The 16,907-nt window shown below is 38.0% G+C and carries 23 protein-coding genes and 1 tRNA gene; 10 read left to right on the top strand and 14 right to left on the bottom strand.

From position 1 onward, the window contains the following. Positions 1 to 74 precede the first annotated feature (74 nt). Positions 75 to 644 carry an RNA polymerase sigma factor gene (locus KW844_RS12950; RefSeq protein ID WP_218377157.1) on the bottom strand — a complete coding sequence of 190 codons (570 nt, stop codon included), beginning with the start codon at positions 642 to 644 and terminating at the stop codon, positions 75 to 77. A gap of 115 nt (positions 645 to 759) precedes the next feature. Here KW844_RS12950 and KW844_RS12945 point away from each other — a divergent pair, with 115 nt between their 5' ends. The 3 genes from KW844_RS12945 (at position 760) to KW844_RS12935 (ending at position 2,735) form a co-directional block, all read left to right on the top strand. Further along, entirely contained in the window at positions 760 to 1,086 is a 327-nt protein-coding gene (locus KW844_RS12945; protein ID WP_218377156.1) for a hypothetical protein, read from the top strand. A 59-nt stretch (positions 1,087 to 1,145) separates the two neighbouring features. After that, positions 1,146 to 1,218, top strand: a tRNA-Lys gene (locus tag KW844_RS12940). Between the two features lie 206 nt (positions 1,219 to 1,424). Then, positions 1,425 to 2,735, top strand: coding sequence for a site-specific integrase (locus tag KW844_RS12935; protein WP_218377155.1), 1,311 nt, complete (start codon positions 1,425 to 1,427; stop codon positions 2,733 to 2,735). A 326-nt stretch (positions 2,736 to 3,061) separates the two neighbouring features. On the opposite strand, the gene KW844_RS12930 is transcribed toward KW844_RS12935, so the two are convergent. Then, positions 3,062 to 4,243 (bottom strand): PIN-like domain-containing protein, encoded by a 1,182-nt coding sequence (locus KW844_RS12930; protein WP_218377154.1) that lies wholly within the window; start codon positions 4,241 to 4,243, stop codon positions 3,062 to 3,064. A 159-nt stretch (positions 4,244 to 4,402) separates the two neighbouring features. On the opposite strand from KW844_RS12930, the gene KW844_RS12925 reads away from it, so the two are divergent. From KW844_RS12925 to KW844_RS12915, 3 genes are read left to right on the top strand one after another with little or no spacing between them, the layout of a single operon-like run. Further along, entirely contained in the window at positions 4,403 to 5,587 is a 1,185-nt protein-coding gene (locus KW844_RS12925) for an ATP-binding protein (RefSeq protein WP_218377153.1), read from the top strand. Positions 5,588 to 5,599: 12 nt separating this feature from the next. Next, the gene (locus KW844_RS12920; RefSeq protein ID WP_218377152.1) at positions 5,600 to 6,700 is read left to right on the top strand and encodes a VWA-like domain-containing protein; all 1,101 of its coding nucleotides are present in this window, start codon (positions 5,600 to 5,602) and stop codon (positions 6,698 to 6,700) included. 22 nt (positions 6,701 to 6,722) lie between these two features. Then, positions 6,723 to 7,562, top strand: a complete 840-nt coding sequence (locus KW844_RS12915) for a DUF3150 domain-containing protein (protein ID WP_218377151.1) — start codon at positions 6,723 to 6,725, stop codon at positions 7,560 to 7,562. 29 nt (positions 7,563 to 7,591) lie between these two features. Here KW844_RS12915 and KW844_RS12910 read toward each other — a convergent pair whose 3' ends face one another. Then, complete coding sequence (locus tag KW844_RS12910) at positions 7,592 to 7,939, bottom strand: hypothetical protein (RefSeq protein ID WP_218377150.1); 348 nt, start codon at positions 7,937 to 7,939, stop codon at positions 7,592 to 7,594. 219 nt (positions 7,940 to 8,158) lie between these two features. Here KW844_RS12910 and KW844_RS12905 point away from each other — a divergent pair, with 219 nt between their 5' ends. Together KW844_RS12905 and KW844_RS12900 are read left to right on the top strand one after the other, a co-directional pair. After that, a complete protein-coding gene (locus KW844_RS12905; RefSeq protein WP_218377149.1) occupies positions 8,159 to 9,079 on the top strand; it encodes a sensor histidine kinase KdpD in 921 nt (306 codons plus the stop codon). A 15-nt stretch (positions 9,080 to 9,094) separates the two neighbouring features. Next, positions 9,095 to 9,370 (top strand): hypothetical protein, encoded by a 276-nt coding sequence (locus KW844_RS12900; RefSeq protein WP_218377148.1) that lies wholly within the window; start codon positions 9,095 to 9,097, stop codon positions 9,368 to 9,370. A gap of 1 nt (position 9,371) precedes the next feature. On the opposite strand, the gene KW844_RS12895 is transcribed toward KW844_RS12900, so the two are convergent. Continuing rightward, a complete protein-coding gene (locus tag KW844_RS12895; protein ID WP_218377147.1) occupies positions 9,372 to 10,226 on the bottom strand; it encodes an RteC domain-containing protein in 855 nt (284 codons plus the stop codon). An 85-nt stretch (positions 10,227 to 10,311) separates the two neighbouring features. Next, the gene (locus KW844_RS12890; protein ID WP_218377146.1) at positions 10,312 to 10,893 is read right to left on the bottom strand and encodes a Crp/Fnr family transcriptional regulator; all 582 of its coding nucleotides are present in this window, start codon (positions 10,891 to 10,893) and stop codon (positions 10,312 to 10,314) included. A gap of 119 nt (positions 10,894 to 11,012) precedes the next feature. Between KW844_RS12890 and KW844_RS12885 the strand changes: the two genes are divergently transcribed. Further along, complete coding sequence (locus KW844_RS12885) at positions 11,013 to 12,317, top strand: hypothetical protein (protein ID WP_218377145.1); 1,305 nt, start codon at positions 11,013 to 11,015, stop codon at positions 12,315 to 12,317. A 15-nt stretch (positions 12,318 to 12,332) separates the two neighbouring features. Next, a complete protein-coding gene (locus tag KW844_RS12880; protein WP_218377144.1) occupies positions 12,333 to 12,749 on the top strand; it encodes a hypothetical protein in 417 nt (138 codons plus the stop codon). Positions 12,750 to 12,928: 179 nt separating this feature from the next. On the opposite strand, the gene KW844_RS12875 is transcribed toward KW844_RS12880, so the two are convergent. The 9 genes from KW844_RS12875 to KW844_RS12835 form a co-directional block, all read right to left on the bottom strand. Continuing rightward, positions 12,929 to 13,246: a hypothetical protein gene (locus KW844_RS12875; RefSeq protein WP_218377143.1), complete on the bottom strand. Its 318-nt coding sequence runs from the start codon at positions 13,244 to 13,246 to the stop codon at positions 12,929 to 12,931. A gap of 365 nt (positions 13,247 to 13,611) precedes the next feature. Then, positions 13,612 to 13,809, bottom strand: coding sequence for a hypothetical protein (locus KW844_RS12870; protein WP_218377142.1), 198 nt, complete (start codon positions 13,807 to 13,809; stop codon positions 13,612 to 13,614). 3 nt (positions 13,810 to 13,812) lie between these two features. Next, positions 13,813 to 14,382 carry a hypothetical protein gene (locus KW844_RS12865; RefSeq protein ID WP_218377141.1) on the bottom strand — a complete coding sequence of 190 codons (570 nt, stop codon included), beginning with the start codon at positions 14,380 to 14,382 and terminating at the stop codon, positions 13,813 to 13,815. A gap of 133 nt (positions 14,383 to 14,515) precedes the next feature. Further along, complete coding sequence (locus KW844_RS29405; RefSeq protein WP_370626493.1) at positions 14,516 to 14,800, bottom strand: RHS repeat-associated core domain-containing protein; 285 nt, start codon at positions 14,798 to 14,800, stop codon at positions 14,516 to 14,518. Beyond that, positions 14,772 to 15,239, bottom strand: coding sequence for a DUF2247 family protein (locus KW844_RS12855; protein WP_218377139.1), 468 nt, complete (start codon positions 15,237 to 15,239; stop codon positions 14,772 to 14,774). Before KW844_RS12855 ends, KW844_RS29405 begins: the two co-directional genes overlap by 29 nt. Before the next feature lie 76 nt (positions 15,240 to 15,315). Next, on the bottom strand, positions 15,316 to 15,684 hold the full coding sequence (locus tag KW844_RS12850) for a hypothetical protein (RefSeq protein ID WP_218377138.1): 369 nt from the start codon (positions 15,682 to 15,684) through the stop codon (positions 15,316 to 15,318). Between the two features lie 31 nt (positions 15,685 to 15,715). Further along, positions 15,716 to 15,916 (bottom strand): hypothetical protein, encoded by a 201-nt coding sequence (locus KW844_RS12845; protein ID WP_218377137.1) that lies wholly within the window; start codon positions 15,914 to 15,916, stop codon positions 15,716 to 15,718. After that, positions 15,913 to 16,155, bottom strand: a complete 243-nt coding sequence (locus tag KW844_RS12840) for a hypothetical protein (RefSeq protein WP_218377136.1) — start codon at positions 16,153 to 16,155, stop codon at positions 15,913 to 15,915. Before KW844_RS12840 ends, KW844_RS12845 begins: the two co-directional genes overlap by 4 nt. Positions 16,156 to 16,266: 111 nt before the next feature. Continuing rightward, on the bottom strand, positions 16,267 to 16,896 hold the full coding sequence (locus KW844_RS12835) for a hypothetical protein (protein WP_218377135.1): 630 nt from the start codon (positions 16,894 to 16,896) through the stop codon (positions 16,267 to 16,269). Positions 16,897 to 16,907 lie beyond the last annotated feature (11 nt).

Here is a 16,907-nt window from a genome sequence, read left to right as displayed (position 1 = left end):
GTAAGTCTGTGTACATTATTAAAGACAGGGAGGGATATCAAAAAGGAGATATGGGATAGGAAATTTTTTTTCCGCTACGGCTTTTTGAATAAAAATACGGCGAAGGCGATATGGATTTTAATGGAGATCATACGTTGCAGGAATTTCAGGGCCAGCTGGTTATATTTTTTGACGGAGTCGGTGGAGAGGTTCATTTTATCTGCTATTTCGGGGTTTTTATAACCCTGGGCGCGTAGGAGGAATACGGTTTTTTGCTGGGAAGGGAGGCGCTCGATAGCTTTTTCCAGGTGTTCGTGTACTGTGTTTTGTTCTGTGGTGTTGTGCAACACGAACTGGGAGTATTGCTGCTGGTGTTTTCTTTCTGTGACCAGTTTGTTTATATAGTTGATGGTATGATTTCTTAGTAAGATAAAAAGGTAGGCGTTGAATTTATGGATTTCGGGCAGCCTGGTGCGTTCGTTCCATATTTTGAGGAATACGTCCTGCACGATTTCTTCGGTTTGCTCTTTGGAGCCGGTGATGGCGAATACGATTTTTCCTGTTTGCTGTACATAACCGTTAAAAAGGGCGGCAAAGGCCTGCTCGTCATTGTTGGCAATTTGATTCAGTATGTCGCGCTCATTATCGATACTAATTAACCCCATACTATCCTTTGGTTGATTGTGACCGGTAATTTAGTAAAAAAATAGGTATTTATTAACCTGGGTTAACGAACGGCGGGCGGGCGGGGGCTAGTTTTGCCTTATAAATATTTCAATTATGCTTTTCAGTATTGTATTATTAATCCATTTCATTGCTTTCGCCTTGTATTTAGCCTATTTGGGTATATTATGGCCTACCCGCGGTGCGGGGCCGCGTAGTAAGATGAGTTTGTATTTAGGTATTCTTTTGCTGATTACCGGGGTGGTGCTGGTGTACCTGATGTACCCGCATGTAAATTATTACAAGGTGGTACCGAAAACGGCGGCATTCCTGGGGGTAACGGTGATAAATATACGATTTGCGGAGAAGGAGTTGTCGCGCTGGGCGTATTATATTCTGCTAGGATTGGCCATAGGCGCGGGGTGTATTGCTATTTTTCATTAATTTTTATCTTGGGGGCTTGATTATCAGATAGTTTGCATAACTTTGCGGTCCGAAAGGATGATTCCGTAGCTCAGTTGGTAGAGCAATACACTTTTAATGTATGGGCCCTGGGTTCGAGTCCCAGCGGGATCACACAGGGCGACTCAAAGTCGCCCTTTTTCATTTAAAATCTCCGGCTATAGCAGGTCTGCTAATATTTCTCAATCAAATTAGTATAAAGTCACGCAAGTTATTCGGGTACCTGTTCGGGTACCATCTTGTGTGATTTATATTGGTACCCGAATGCTTTTGTGTGAAAGCGGTTTTAGGCAAATTTCAAACCATAAAACCTTTGAGAAATGAGAATTAACAAGCAACTATCCATTCTTTTCCTTCCAGAAAAATCAAAAATTGATGCCAATGGCGATGCGCCGATTATTGCGAGAATAACTGTCCAAGGGATACGTAGGGAGATATCCCTGAGTATCAAAATCGATCCAGACCAATGGGACCAGTCAAACGAAAATGTCAACCTTGTCTTAGTGGCGGATAAGAAAAAGGGGATGGAGGTTTATCAGAAAGTGGAGAACACACTGAATGATCTGGTGTCATTGTATAAAATGTTAACCAGAGGACAGCAACAGGTAACGGCAGACCTACTCAAGAACAAATATTTAGGACTAGTATTGCCTGATGCCGGTAGAACTGAAACTTCGGCCTCAAGAACCCTCTGCCAAACATTAAACTATAAATACAGTAAACTCGTGGCGCTGGTCAAAGCTGGCGAAAGATCAGCCAACACTTTAAAGCGCTGGAAGGTAACCAAAAAGAAAATCAGGTCCTTTCTTGATTACACCGTGAATAAGAATGATATACCGCTAGATCAGGTAGGCCCATCCCATCCGCACGAAATGCTCCACTTTTTTCTTGTGCACCAGAAAATTTGTAAGAATACAGCTATGAAGTACCTAAAGAATACTAAAGAGTTATTATCCATAGCAGTATTGAAAGGTTGGATAGAAAAAAATCCTTGGGCAGAGTTCATGAGCACATATAAACAGCCCAAAAGAAGTGTGCTAAATCTATTTCAGTTGATCACGATGTACAAAAAAAAGCTTATTGGCAGGTTAGAGCATGTACGAGATGTATTCCTGTTTGCATGTTTTACTGGCTATGCATTCAATGAAATACAAGGACTCTCCAAGGAAATGGTTTTCACTGGTATTGACGGGAAAAGGTGGATTCGTATTGACCGCCGAAAAACAGGTAGCGAAGAGTGTTTGCCATTATTACCTATAGCCGCAGAAATACTGGATAGATATAAGAATGATTCTTATTGCGTCGAAAATAATAAGCTGTTGCCAGTTAAAAGCTATTCCAATTACAATGGCTATCTCAAAGAGGTTGGAGATATATGTGATATTTCATTTGAATTGTCGACCCACGTGGCTCGCCATACTTTTGCGGTTACTGTCTGTTTGGAAAATGGTATTCCAATTGAAACAATTTCTAAAATGTTAGGTCATAAGAATATTAGGACAACTCAGATTTATGCACAGGTGAGCAATGCTAATATCGCATTAAATATGGGAAGGTTGGCACGGCAACTATTCAGTGAGAATGGGGAGTTAACCGTCAAACTTTACTCAGAGATTATAAAAGCTGCATAGTTTGTTCCTTGGGCGATCATCTGTTTTCATCGTCCAAGGAATAGCTAATTCCTTTTAGCTTTCAAGACCAATATGAATTGCCAAGGACAACTGGACAGCTGTTTTTATATGGAGCTGAATTGCTATTGGTGGGTACTGGAACCAGTTTCAAATTTAAGAGCAGTGTTGTTTTTTCATTCGTTTCTATTTCTGAATTAGTGAAGCAGACAATTCACAATATTAAGTGGCAGTAAAATATTATACAAATATTGAAATTATAATTTTTTTGAGAGCCTTTACCTCTTATTTAGGACCCGTTAATTTGATTGTTATGCCTCAATTTCAGATTATGTTGTTGGCAGAAAGTCCTTTTTCATATTGTTGATTTCCTTATTACTAAAATTTTTATAGGTGCGTACCATTATGTGATATAGAGCCGATAAATTAGCTTCACTTAAGTTTCCAGTCTCGGCTTGTTCTATTAGCATTGCCATTTCTTCATCGGTGAAAGGCCCCTTATTTTTGTATTCAATATTAAGTAAAATTTTAATTAGTTTTATTTTGTTTAAAACTGTATTTCTATTGTCCTTTTTTGAACCACCTTCATTATCGGTGACAACTTGGGCATTGATTAGGTCAACGACATCGGTTTCCCTTAAGGTTTCCATTTCTGCAATTGTATCTTCGCTAATTTCTTGGATAAGATTCCTGTCTTTAGCCAATCGCAAAAACTGATCTGCGGAATACAGTAGAAGGCGAGTCTTAGTTTCATCATAAAATTCTTTTATCAATTCTGGTCTGCAACTAACGGTCTTGCCGCTTTCTTTTCGCCACCAGTCTTCTTTAAGGTCATCTGTGATAAGAATGAACATGTTTTTGGTTTTCTTCGACTGCGCAATTAGATCTGACCATATGAGCCAATCACCATACATTGCTCTTTCTCCATCCTTCTTCTTTGTTTCAGCATCCTTATAGCCAGGAGGTATCAATTTTTTATACCTTTCTTCACCTCTTTTATATAACTGAAGCAGTTGTTCCTCGGAAGGAGCATCACCTATCCGCTCACTAAAAAGTTCCGTGATTTTCATAAGTAATTCATCATTCCCACTAAAGTCAGGGTGCTTTTTTTCCTGTTCTGAAAGGTCCGCTTTGACTTTATCCATGAATTCTTCGTAGTACTTCTTAATTCTACTTATATTAATCGTAGGATGCCTTTCAAACCTGTTTATTTGCGCTATTAGGTGTTTGTTAAAATAGGTATTGATGTCTGAATTTAACTCCTCATATGCTCTTCGAGTAGTTTCGATCACAGAGCGCCGGTTCTTATGGAATTCGTAAGCAACCTGATAAGGAATATAAAGCCTATTCCTCTGGCTTTCCAAGACCGAAAGGAAAACCTTTTTGGTTGACTCGCTATATCTGTACAAGTTTAACAGTGTATTAGCATCTAACACGAGTACTGCCTCATTCCAGGATTGCTCCAATTCTTCTTTGGTTGGTTCATAATAGCCGATAAATTCCTTATACATCTGTTTGGGATTATTGATAAATAACGTGACAAGGGAAAAGTCAATAAAAATAACGTTTTATCAGTAATAATCAGTACAAAATAATTAGATCAGTAAATACTTACTTATTAGTAAGTAAATGTTTGTTGTGAATAGTTGGTAAAAAAAGGAGAAAGATTATTGGCTGCATTACAGGTGAAAACCCCGGCAAAGGTAGCGCCCCGCCCGAATTGCCCATTCCCGCAGAACGTGCGGGCGCTGGTCATATCGGTCTGGGGCGCTAATAATTTTGCCGGGTTTTCACCTGTAACACATCCAATGATGACGGTGAAAACAACAGAATTCTTAAACTCAAAAACTTCTGTTATGAAACCTTCACAACTTTCAGTTTATCTCCAATTTGCAATTAGCAACAAGTTTCCGGTGATGATTGTCGGCCGACCAGGTATCGGCAAGACCGACATTGTAAAGGATGCTGCTAATAAAGCCCAGGCGGACCTGATTATTTCTCATCCGGTCGTCAGTGATCCAACAGATTATAAAGGCCTGCCCTTTGCTTCGGGGGATGGTACGGCTGACTTCCTAACCTTTGGAGAACTTAAACGACTAGTTACAGCAAAGAAGAAAACGGTATTCTTTCTCGATGACCTTGGCCAGGCTTCTCCACTCGTGCAAGCTGCATGTATGCAATTGCTTTTAGCCAGAGAAATCAATGGGCAAAAAATTAGTGACCATGTAACATTCATTGCTGCCACTAATCGCAGACAGGACCGAGCTGCTGTTACAGGTATTTTAGAGCCTGTAAAATCTCGTTTTACTAGTATCGTTGGATTGGATGTCGATATTGATGATTGGGCATCATGGGCGGCTTCTAACTCCATGCCTAATGAACTGATAGCATTTATGAGATTCAGGCCAAACTTCCTAAGTGACTTTAGTCCTGTCGCAGACATAGAGAATATTCCAAGCCCAAGAACTATCGCAGCTGTTGGTAAGCAACAATTGGCAGGTATCCCGCAAGGTTTAGAGATTGAAGCTATCAAAGGTGCGGCAGGTCTAACGTTTGCGATTGAATATACCTCGTTTTTAATGTTTTGTAGAGATCTACCGTCACTTAATGATATTCTGGAGGATCCGCTCAAAGCATTAGTACCACAGGAGGTAGCATCAGCTTACGCTATTTGTGGGGTTATTGCTTCCATCATAAATAAGTCAAATATCTCTACCGTACTTAAATATCTCGACCGTCTTCCTATTGAAAATAGTGTTTGCTGTTTGAAGGATGCCTGCCTCCGGAACCCCGCTATAGCCTCGAATCGTGAATTTATTGAATGGGCATCAAAGCACGCATCTTCTTTACTCTAAAAAAATATAGCTATGAAACAGACAAGTATACTGAAGGCAAAGGTCCAACTGATATTGGAACATCCGTTTTTCGCTACCCTGGCGCTAAGACTGCCTTTTGAGATAGATGAGTCTATTGAAACTGCAGCGACAGACGGTACCCGGATTATTTATAACCCTGCTTTTATGGAATCATTGACTTTAGCAGAGGCTGTTGGTGTATTGGTGCATGAAGTAATGCATATCACCTTATTGCACCATGTAAGACGTGGTAATAGAAATCCAGAGAGATGGAATGATGCATGTGACTATGCTATCAATCCACTTTTGTTAACAGCAAATATTAAACTACCAGTCAATCACCTTTACAAAGCGGAGTATGTTGGTAAAAGCGCAGAACAAATCTACGATCTGTTGCCTCCCAAATCCTCAGCCGCTGCTTCCTGTGGAGTAATTCTCGATTTACCGGATAATTGTAGTAAACAGGAAGAAGAGATGAAGATTGATATAAGATTGACCGAGGCCTTGATGGTAGCTCGAAAGCAAGGCAAGGCACCGGCTTTCATGGAACGAATTGTTGACCAGCGTAAGAAGGCTAAAATTCAATGGAAGGATATTTTATCAAAATTCATATGTGAGGTAATTCTAAATGATTATACATGGACTAAACCCTCACGTAGATCCTTGTCAAGTGGGGGGTATTTACCCTCCATCCGGCCTTCGCAAATTGGCACAATCGCAATTATAGTAGATACCTCCGGCAGTATTGATGATGTTACACTGGCGCTCTTTACATCCGAAATTATGGAGATAACAAAACTGGCAGAGTCAGAAACTATTGTGATTTATGTAGATGCAAAGGTTCAAGGGGTCGAGAGATTTACTTCACAAGATCAAATTGTTCTTCACCCTAAAGGCGGAGGAGGGACCAATTTCAAACCAGGCTTTAAATATCTCTCAGAAAATGAAATCGAATGCAAGGCCATTGTTTACCTGACGGATGGATTGTGTAGTTCTTTCCCTGAAGAGCCGTTATGCCCAGTCTTATGGGCACATTTTCCACCTCCATTTGATTTTCCATTTAAACCACCTTTTGGGGATGTCATTGAATTACTATTTCCAAACAATAAATAATTCTTAACTAAATCTTTTTCCAATGAAAAATCTTAGCGAAAAAGCTCTCCTCGTAAACTTGCATATTAGCCAATGGTCTGCCCGTAAACTTGATAAGAATGTTATCAGGCAGTTAGAAAAGCAAAATCATACCCGTAACATTGGCCGTTTTAATAAACTACTTATTGACGAGGAAAAGCTTAAACCGATTCAGAAAATCGCGAGTGCTTGCCGGATATTTGTCATGGATAATACTCTTCCTTGGGGAGACAACGGTGACCGGCTTTTACCAGCGACGAATTATTTCGAATTTCTATCAGAAATTTCTAAATATAAGAATGACTTTCAAGCTGCGGCTGTCCAGTTTTCGCGGGAGTATCCAACCTTGATACAGGACTCAAAACAAAGGCTAGGAGCAATGTTTAGTGTAACCGACTATCCGGCTATTGATTCGATGGAGCAGCGTTTTCAACTTCGGGTTGGGTTTATGCCGATGTCAAATACAGAGGATTTTCGTTTACAAATTGATGACGAGGAGGTCAAAGAATTAAAGAAAATAATGGAGGAAGAGATTAATTCCCGCATTTCAACGGCGACTAGGGATATCTGGTACCGTATCAAAGACCAGGTTGGACATATGGCTGAACGCCTGTCGGATCCAAATGCTATCTTCAAAAATAGTCTGGTTGAAAATATAAGGGACCTGGTGAAAGTGCTTCCCCGTCTTAACTTCACCAATGATCCAGAGGTTGAGAAAATCGTTTTAGAAATGCATAATCTTCTAATAGATCCTGAATTACTTCGAGTGAATCCGGCAGTTCGTTCAGAAAAGGCCGATAGAGCAAGAGAAATTTTCGACAGTGTATCTAGTTTAATTGCGTAAAATCTATACTGGTAGGCGCCTACCAATTTTCACTTTCTATCCTTAAGTATTTCAATCCTACTTGATTGAAGTTCAATCAAAGCCTTTTGTTCCTCAATAATCTTTTCCTTACGGGCTATTTCCTCTTTCAGTCTTTTATTTTCCTCAATTACGTGTTTAATGTCGTATTTGATACTGTCCTTATCAAGATATAAACTAAATAGATCAACCTTAAGGAGATTAGAAATAGCCAGAAGTTGATCGGTATCGATGGATTGCCTTTTGAACATTTTAAACATGGTTGTCCTACTCACATTCGCCGCCTTGGCTAAAGTATCAACTTCTACTTCCTGCATACGGGCAAGCTTCTTTATAGTCTCTCCAATATGTATCGACATTGTTTTCCTTTGAAAATGAAATCTATTGATTATGAAGTTGTTGCATGGAAATTTTCCTAATAATCCTATATAGTTAAATTTCAGTGGTAAAAATTGGATTTTTGTGTTTATTATTTCATTTTTGTGTCGAAATGGGTACTATAGTATCGAAAACGATACTATTGATTGGCCTGATAATATAGATTGGTTAAAAAAAATGTCATAAATACCTATATAAATATGCGTACTCACGAAAAAATAGTGATGCCAGAATGGGCATATAAGCCTTTTCGTCTTACACAGGAAGAAGTAAATGATCCTACGTCAGTAATTCTGGATTTTTTTGAAGAAACCTCTCTGCCAGAACTTCGTCAAACACTTGACAAGTTACAGGATGAATTGCTGATAAACTCCCGGATACCAACCAGAGATTATTTATGGTTTCGCGCTGATTTGGAACGATGTCTGGAGGCAAGTTATCTCCTTGCCCAAGAAGTAGGTGAGGAATTACGCACAGCAAGGCTAATGCAGGATATAGGCCATGAACTCTCAGGTAAACTTGGCATTATATGTATGATGTTGGATGAGTTGTCAGCACAAACTGGCTTTGGGCATAAGCCAACTGAGTTGGCGCTCAGCGAATTATCCCTTGTGGCTAATCTAAGTCATAATATTCTTAAGAATATGTTACATCTTAATGAATCTCCTGAAATTTTAGTTTCTAATTTGTCTATCAGGGATTTGATTAGTCAATGCAGGCTGTTTTCAGTTTGGTATGCCGTTTTGAAACAAGGCAATTTGGTAATTGATACTGAGTTCCTAACACTAACAGAGGTTAAATCAGACGGAGTCATGTTACAGCAATGTCTTTTAAACCTAATTCAAAATGCATTTAAGTACGCTATTCCTGGATCTGATGTATCGTTAATAATAGCAAATACTGATAATGAAGTTTCATTTAAGGTGTTGAATAAAGGCAAAAGATTATCCGATGATCTAATGGCGAAAATTTTTGAAAGATATTTTATGGTTGAGCCGGGCCAAGGAAGCGCAGGATTAGGATTATTCATCACAAAGACCTATGTGCAGTTGTTAGGAGGTAACATTACTGTACATTCCGAAGAACATCAAGTGATTTTTACTATTACCATCCCCATTTAAAAAGTTATACTTATTATGGCTAGAAAAAAATACAAAAATTCTCTCCACGATCTCCATAATCAACTTATGAAGGCTCCAATTTTATTTAGGAATTCAGTGTGTAAGGACTGTGGAATTTCTGTCCCTACCTACTATAGGCTACTTCGGCCAGAGGTTGTTAGAGATGAGGCTAACCCTCCTAAACCGAAGCTTAGTAATGCGGATCTGGAGAAGATCCTAAAAAATGGGGAGGAGATACTAAGAAAGGTTTTGAATAATTTCAATCGCATAAAGAAAAACCCAAAGAACTAAACTATTTTTGGCGATTCTTACCTATGCGTTGTTCCTCAATTTCATCGGAATATCGTAGATATTCATGCTTTACCCAATCTTGAAATGTTGTTGCACCTTTTTTTCGACGCAATATCTCCTGACGAGCTACTGTAATAGTGCCAAGGTCCACCAGGAAGGTCTTTTCAAAATTTTTAGTAATTGCTTCCAATGTAACATTACCATCATTAAATACACCGGCCGCAAAAAAAGCATAAATATACTCGACCAAGCCAATCTTACTTGCAGTCCATCGCAGTGCAGGAAAGTTCTGTTGCGCATTTAGTCTAGTATTGTCTTGGATTCCTAAGCATTCATGGATATAATCCGTTAATTTTTCATATGCTTTAATTGCGGCCACCTTTAAACTATTGATTGTTGTTATATAGTTATCCATAAGGGGGCTAAAATCGTTGAACTCCACTTCTACGGTACCATAGTGCATGAAAAAGTTTTTATCCTGATCGGTGGACTTCGTTCTGTAATACCTATAGAATTCCATATGTTCAAGGAAAAATTCATCAATCCTGCGTAATTCTTTCTGTAAATACTTATTCTTGAGCTTAGGGGATAATGGCTGTAATCGACACTGAATTTTATATAACGAGCAATAATAGAATAAAAGAGCATAATATTCAACGGCAATCTCTTTATTAAATGTTACTTCCTCTTCCTCAGATTTGAATCCGTGCTCATTTACTAATGCTTTAAGGTCTTGCAGGCCAGTTTTTATATGTCGTATAATAGATTCAAGATGGGTTAATTCTTTACTGTGTGCAAGAATGTTGATTTTTTTAATCAAGTTAGTTAACAGAATTTGGGCAGCGGAAAGGATCATGGTATTTAATTTTGAGAGTGTGAGATTTATTCCAATCAAAAATAAAATCCTAATTCATTTCCAAAATTGATATAAATCAACTCAATCAGATCTTATTCCTGATACGTGATAAGGTCTCGGTTGTCATTCCTAAGTAGGACGCGATGAATTTAGCAGGTATCTCCTCCAAAATATAGGGGTATTTTTCGACTAGGAATTCGTATCTATCCTGGGTTTTCTGTTTTCGTAAGCCTAAAATTCTTTCTTCCGATTTCATATAGTAGTGTTCAGTTATTTTTCTGCCCACGATATTAAATTCCAGGTATTTTTCATATAGGAAATTCAGATCTTCAAAGTGCAGGTAGACAAGCTCTGTTTCTTTGATTGTTTCAATAATTTCGAAGCTGGGATTTCTGGTAAAGAAACTGTATACGGAAATTATGAAATCGCCGCTTGTCATGAACCAGCTGCTAACTTCTTCTCCATTTTTCTCATAAAAAGCCCGTAGCGTACCAGAATTTACAAAATAGATATATTGGTTGATATCCCCTTCTCGTAATACCAGTTCTTTTTTCCCATATTTTTTATAATGTAGTCTTTCAAGTAGATCAGATTTGAATTGATCGGGTAATCGATATATGTTATCGATATAACTAAATAGTTGGTCGAATTTACTGTCCTGATACATGGTGATATGGTTATTTTGGAATGGAAAATTATGGTTTTCAATATATTATATATAGTTGCGATAAGTCAATATGAGGCTTGATATTGTTCTTTAGTTTTGACCTATAAACCATATCTTCTATGAAAAACAACCACCTACTCATTATGCTGATACTAGCGTTTTTTTCCTGTAAGAAGGAATATTCGACCAATACAGCGTTACCTGAAGGAACATTTTCAATTGAAGGAGCAATGGAATTATATTCTAAGTTACAAAATGATAATTCATTTTCAAACAGATTTCCCGCTTTAAAAGGCCAGTCTCCAAGTTGGGCCTATGTCAGCATAAGTGGGGACTCTGCTGTTCGGAGGATAGTCGTGCCTTTCTCCAATGTTAAGACTGTTACAAGGTTTACTGATTCAAGTAAGGAGATAGGTACGCCAGCATTAATGTTTGAAAATACGTCATTTGGCAGCACAGTAGATTTATTGATAATTAACGCTCCATCTGCCAATTACCCAAGATCGTATATACGCTACAGTGCGGAGCTTGATAAAGCGAGTTTCCATCGAAGTGCGAAAAGAAATGCCAAGTCGTTCGGTCGTCCACCAACTACAGAGTATATGATTTGTTCTCAAACGGATTGGTATACTTGTACTGAAAGTGGAGGCATAAGTTACGGTTGCAACTATAATTATACTGCAACTCAATGTCTAGATCTACCTGATGGTGGTTCTGGAGGGAGTTCCGGTGATCCAGGAGGCGGTGACGGTGTTTATTGGAATTATTTGGATTACGCAAACCTGATACTTCCACCTGTAACGGAGAGAGCTGTAGAGATAAGGAATTATGTGGCATGCTTTAGTTCCTCCCCAAGAGCGCGATATGAAGTTAAACTTTGCGTACGGCAGCCTAAAGTTGGTAGTAGGGCAAAGGTAGCGGACGCTAATGGAAATACCGACCCATCTTCGATGGATTACACCGCATTAACGGCTGGACATACATTTATAACGTTGGACCAAATATTTGTCATTACACGTGAACCTATGAGGGTAACTCGCAGTGTTGGTTTTTATCCGGGCACCATCACTAAACCTATTTCACCTGTGGCCCCTGGTTTATATGCGGACGACAGTGGCCAATCATTTGATATTGCTGTTACCATTCAGGTAGATGCTAATAGTTTTTTTACTATACTTGATGCCCTGCAAAACAGTACTTCCGGAACCTATAATTTAAACACTAACAATTGTACTAGTGTTTGCTTAGATGCGCTTACTAAAGCTGGCATTCAACTGCCAAAGACAGTTGGCAAATGGCCAATAGGAGAGGGATTAAACCCTGCTGATTTGGGTGAAGACCTTCGCTCTTTGCCAGTTGGAGGTAATATAACAGCAAAAATAATCGGCGGAACTGCACCTAGTAATACCGCACCATGTAATTAACTGAAACTTTTCTATATGAACTTAATATTATTAACCATTGCTGCACTCAGTTTTGGTACTTCAACAAAGGATACAGCCTGCATAGACTGGGACAATGCAAAGACCTTTACTATTTACCGGTGGCCAAGTGGTGGTAAACTAAATGAGCTTAGAGCTGGCATTGACACAATGAAGGGATTTGAAGTCGATATACATAAGGTCAAAGAGTTCCTAGTGCCTGCTAAATGTGAAATGCAGCCTATGCATATGTGGCAAGGGTACTACCTGGGTAGAGTCTTTTTTCTGACTGGACAGCCGAAGATATTGTTGGTGAGTAGTCATGGAGATGTGGTGTATGATGTGGACGCGCGGCGATTTTATTCTTTGGTGACAGAACGTTGGACCGGTTGGACTAAGTCATTGTTAAAAGCTCAAAATATGGCAGCCCCTTGAGTGTTTTTCAGAGTTTACCAAACAAATTTCATCAAAATCTTTCTATAAATGCTGGGTTTGCATTCCTTAGGATCGCCAGGACCGATCATAGCTAAATCAAGGATGCGAAGGCCAGAGCAGCTTATAGATAAAACGGGCTGATCATCAGATCAGCCCGCCGCATATTCATGCCAACTCAATTACTCTGGAACAAGATTTATTAACTTAAATTTCATATCCTCCTGCTGTTTTACGAACATTTGAACTAGATCAATAGCTTCCCATTTCACACTGTTTTGAAGGAATAAAATAAACCTCTCTAAATCCAAGTAATCGTAAGCCCCGATCAATATGACACATTCCAAATTCTTAGTACCACCATACCAGCTGATTGGTAGTTTATCATCATTTACAGAAACAATATTAAACTCTTTCGTAAATCCCTTAATTGCCTGGATAATCTGATATTCATCCTCTAATGTGCTACTGGTAATTATAAGATTCGTTACATTACTCATAATTAATTAGCAACGTTTACTTGTTTTGTAAAGTCAAATCATTCGCCTGCGATATTATAGGAACAGCAAATCAGGGAACTCCCAATCTAATCGATTTTACAGTATGGCTTCCATAGCACTTTGAAAAATATCGCTAGTAGTCTATTTCAAACTGATACTAAATGCGTTTAATAAGATAAATCACCATTAATCATTTGCATTAAATACCAGCAACTAGTCTGAATCTGTTAGCACGCAAGTATTGACATGGCAAATTTCTGCAATAAATCTGGCTAACCATAAAGATAAATTATACATTTGACCAAGTGATAATACGTCATGGCTAAGACTTGTTTCAATTTGCAAAATAAAATCATCGCCTTCCATCACACACTTGATTTATTAAGCCCAAGCTCAAAACCTAGAGCCTCACATGAACCAGTTAGATCATATGGAGGTTCCTCTCGATTTTCAACTCTAAAATCAGGCAAAATTAAGCCCTTACTTAATTTCTCAGACAATACATTTATCTCTCCTTTATAATCAATAAAGACCTCTGCCTTGGCGCCAAATATCCTATTCATAAATTATTGCTTTGATGGTTTAAACTTGATTGACAAGCCTTCCTTGTTAGGTTTTAGACCTTCAAAACCTGGTATTTTACTTAAAATTTCTCTAAACTTCAAGTCAGCCCTTAAATTAGGGCCGTATTTTTTGAATAGGATATCGCTTTCTATCCAATAATCAATATCAAATTTCTCCAAATTGACACTTTGGCCATAAGTAGGTTTACTCGGATTCCCAACTTTACTAGTCTTAAACGAACCTGTACATCCAACTTTTAAATTTGGATCATCAATTAGATATTTCGGCAATAATTCTGTCTCAGCCAACTGCTCAAATTGGCATTGAAGATCGGCCAATTTGGTATTTGCATCAGAACTAGAACCTCCAGAATTTGTATTATATGTCTCATTATTATTACTACTTGAAGTTGCGGTTGAACTCGCGAATTTAAGAGCACTCAATTTGATAGTTAAATCTTGCACTCTCGCAAGTGGAGTGCTTCCTCCGCTAGCGCCTGCAAATACGGGGGATGGTCCAGATGCGATAGGCAGGTCAGGCAACGGTTGGGACTGCGCTACCAAACTTGCCATATCATACCATCCTCTGTATTCCTCTGGCAAGTTCAGTTTATCATAAGGAGTACTATATAGCCCCAAAGTTAGAACCTTCGTAGTTCCATTTAAGACACCTAAGCCAGAACATAAACTTGTGCTGTCGTTTTCCCTAAAGTATTTTCCGCATTGGTTTTGCCACTTGCTTTACTGTTGCCTGGATAACTACTTTAGCCGAATACAACAGTATATTAACAAATAATTGTATAGCATTACCTGGTCCAGCTCCTGCTGTATGGATGAAACGGATAGGACTATTTCCTGCATATAAATATGGAGAATAGAAAGGATAGGTCGCAGCCAAAGGATCTAAACTAAGGAAGTCACCTACTCTCGGATCATAAATCCTCATTCCATAATCCTGCTGATTAAATCTCCAATTGCTTTTTTTTCCAATTTAGGTACTCTAGTAAAGTACTATAAACCTTATCATCACCGGTGCCTATACCATTTTCAGCTGGTAAGAAATAAATGAATGGCTCCCATTCATTGGGGTAGTCAAATTTTTCCCACAGAATTTCTACATCAACAAGTTTTTCTTTAATAGATTTATCAGAATCGACAATTTCCTGCAAAAAAATGACTCCCCACACTTCTATTGCTCTATACCTAAGGTCATCAACTGCATCACAAAGTGTTGATATATAAGAAGAGAAGGTCTTCAAGTCATCTTTTCTTATTTCCAATTCAACAATAATCGATTCATCTATTTCTGTCCTAAAATCACCATTATAAGCAGCAGCGGCAATGTCAGTAGGCAACACCCATCCATTAGAGAGTCCAAAATCGACAATACACCAATCTAATTTAATTTTACTTTTAATTAATTTACTCATTACACTTATTTCTTTATCGGTATTCCGTTTATGGCATCCACTTCTTTTTTCGTGATCTTTTTAGGATTTGACTGTCCTATCTTTTTAAGAATTGGTCAATTATCTTTAGAGAGTTTTTATCATCATAGTAAATTTCCGTTTTGATTTTGTCTGAGAAGACTTTCAATGAAATTTTCTGACAAAATGAAATTTGGTTTTCACTGTTGACCCATCCATTAAAAGTATAAATTTGGTCAGTTTTAGAAGTGTCTGGATTCATGATTTGGTCCAGAGACTCCCAAATAGTGCCATCCTTTTTGTGAACTACTAAAATTCGACCGTCTGCCGATTTATAAATCGGCAGTGATATTTGTATTGTGAGATCGGAATCTGCAACAAAATCGTGACTGGATATCAATATCTCCGCTTCTTTTTTCGTGATCTTTTTAGGATTTGACTGCTCCATAGTATTAAGCTTTGATAAAATAACCAGTTAATTAACTATCATGCAGATGTTGTTGTAGAGTATCGGTCACCAAGTAACAATGGAAACATTCTATAAGCTCATTGCCTAACCAACCATTAAAAATAAAATGTAAATAATTTACTATAGGTGGGTGAGTAGAGTTTTCTATTTTTGTTCCTTCACCTAATTCCCCTGATACTTCAAGTAGTAACCTGTCATATTCTTTATTCATTTATCAATTATTATAGCTTTTTCAGAAGGAGGGATTAGTGTACCCATCTTTCCGATATCAGAATTGCCATCCATGGGATATCCTTGCCGCCAATAATAAGCTTCTCTGCTTGCTGTCTGTAATTTTTTATCCAATTTTCTATTAGAATTGATCTTCCTAGCAGCGTACAGCCTTGCCCCTTTTGAAAATATTTGTACTGGCAATTGAAATAAGTTAAATCTTGAAGCTGTTTGAACCATTCGGAGCATTAAAAAGGTTAGGTGTTTATCGGAATACAGAAAGATTTTATCCGTCAACTTGATCTATGCTCAGGAGACAGTATTCAGACAGCCGAGATTAACTGGTAGTAATTATGCTCCGTCAAGTAGTTTGTAACGCTGGGATTCTAAATATATTATCTCGCTTAAACTACATTTTTCTTTTTCTAAAATGCACTCAATTAACTCTACATAAGGCTTATATGTTCTTAATTTCTTATCCTTTACAACTAAGGTATATTCCGATTGACTGTCTGTTTTATCAACTGTGACTTCTCCACCTAATCGTTGCGATAATAATTCGCAAGAAAAATAAACTAATGATAAAAATACATGGCGATCAATGTGATTCTGCCTTTGTAAATATTTATCCAGTAAATTAAGAGAGTTTTCACTATAATCAATGTTTGTCTGGAGTTCGGTTGACAAAACCTCAAGTGTAAGGATAGGGAGCTCTTTAAGCTGCTGAATATCAGTGATCCAATTAGATAAATCATAAATATCAGTATTTTCTGAATCTAATTCAAATAAGTTTAGCATATCAGATAATGAACTCCAAATAAAGCCACCTTTATTATTAACAGTTAATATGTTTCCACTTTGTGACTTGTATGTTGGCGAATTATACTTATCGGATAACTTCGCATCTAGAATAAATTCTCCTGATGCCACTTTCTCCTTTATTTGTTTTTTACTTAACGGTAATGGTTTGGATTGAGCCATGATATCTATTG

The sequence above is a fragment of the Chitinophaga sp. sic0106 genome (genome assembly GCF_019219075.1).
In the GTDB taxonomy this organism is placed as follows: domain Bacteria; phylum Bacteroidota; class Bacteroidia; order Chitinophagales; family Chitinophagaceae; genus Chitinophaga.
Note: the sequence above shows the minus strand (reverse complement) of the source record. Positions and strands in the feature narration are given on the sequence as shown.

Coding starts and splice junctions, on each gene's coding strand:
- KW844_RS12950 (WP_218377157.1), bottom strand. CDS start 644: ATGGGGTTAATTAGTATCGATAATGAGCGCGACATACTGAATCAAATT.
- KW844_RS12945 (WP_218377156.1), top strand. CDS start 760: ATGCTTTTCAGTATTGTATTATTAATCCATTTCATTGCTTTCGCCTTG.
- KW844_RS12935 (WP_218377155.1), top strand. CDS start 1,425: ATGAGAATTAACAAGCAACTATCCATTCTTTTCCTTCCAGAAAAATCA.
- KW844_RS12930 (WP_218377154.1), bottom strand. CDS start 4,243: ATGTATAAGGAATTTATCGGCTATTATGAACCAACCAAAGAAGAATTG.
- KW844_RS12920 (WP_218377152.1), top strand. CDS start 5,600: ATGAAACAGACAAGTATACTGAAGGCAAAGGTCCAACTGATATTGGAA.
- KW844_RS12915 (WP_218377151.1), top strand. CDS start 6,723: ATGAAAAATCTTAGCGAAAAAGCTCTCCTCGTAAACTTGCATATTAGC.
- KW844_RS12910 (WP_218377150.1), bottom strand. CDS start 7,939: ATGTCGATACATATTGGAGAGACTATAAAGAAGCTTGCCCGTATGCAG.
- KW844_RS12905 (WP_218377149.1), top strand. CDS start 8,159: ATGCGTACTCACGAAAAAATAGTGATGCCAGAATGGGCATATAAGCCT.
- KW844_RS12900 (WP_218377148.1), top strand. CDS start 9,095: ATGGCTAGAAAAAAATACAAAAATTCTCTCCACGATCTCCATAATCAA.
- KW844_RS12895 (WP_218377147.1), bottom strand. CDS start 10,226: ATGATCCTTTCCGCTGCCCAAATTCTGTTAACTAACTTGATTAAAAAA.
- KW844_RS12890 (WP_218377146.1), bottom strand. CDS start 10,893: ATGTATCAGGACAGTAAATTCGACCAACTATTTAGTTATATCGATAAC.
- KW844_RS12885 (WP_218377145.1), top strand. CDS start 11,013: ATGAAAAACAACCACCTACTCATTATGCTGATACTAGCGTTTTTTTCC.
- KW844_RS12880 (WP_218377144.1), top strand. CDS start 12,333: ATGAACTTAATATTATTAACCATTGCTGCACTCAGTTTTGGTACTTCA.
- KW844_RS12875 (WP_218377143.1), bottom strand. CDS start 13,246: ATGAGTAATGTAACGAATCTTATAATTACCAGTAGCACATTAGAGGAT.
- KW844_RS12870 (WP_218377142.1), bottom strand. CDS start 13,809: ATGAATAGGATATTTGGCGCCAAGGCAGAGGTCTTTATTGATTATAAA.
- KW844_RS12865 (WP_218377141.1), bottom strand. CDS start 14,382: ATGGCAAGTTTGGTAGCGCAGTCCCAACCGTTGCCTGACCTGCCTATC.
- KW844_RS12855 (WP_218377139.1), bottom strand. CDS start 15,239: ATGAGTAAATTAATTAAAAGTAAAATTAAATTAGATTGGTGTATTGTC.
- KW844_RS12850 (WP_218377138.1), bottom strand. CDS start 15,684: ATGGAGCAGTCAAATCCTAAAAAGATCACGAAAAAAGAAGCGGAGATA.
- KW844_RS12845 (WP_218377137.1), bottom strand. CDS start 15,916: ATGAATAAAGAATATGACAGGTTACTACTTGAAGTATCAGGGGAATTA.
- KW844_RS12840 (WP_218377136.1), bottom strand. CDS start 16,155: ATGGTTCAAACAGCTTCAAGATTTAACTTATTTCAATTGCCAGTACAA.
- KW844_RS12835 (WP_218377135.1), bottom strand. CDS start 16,896: ATGGCTCAATCCAAACCATTACCGTTAAGTAAAAAACAAATAAAGGAG.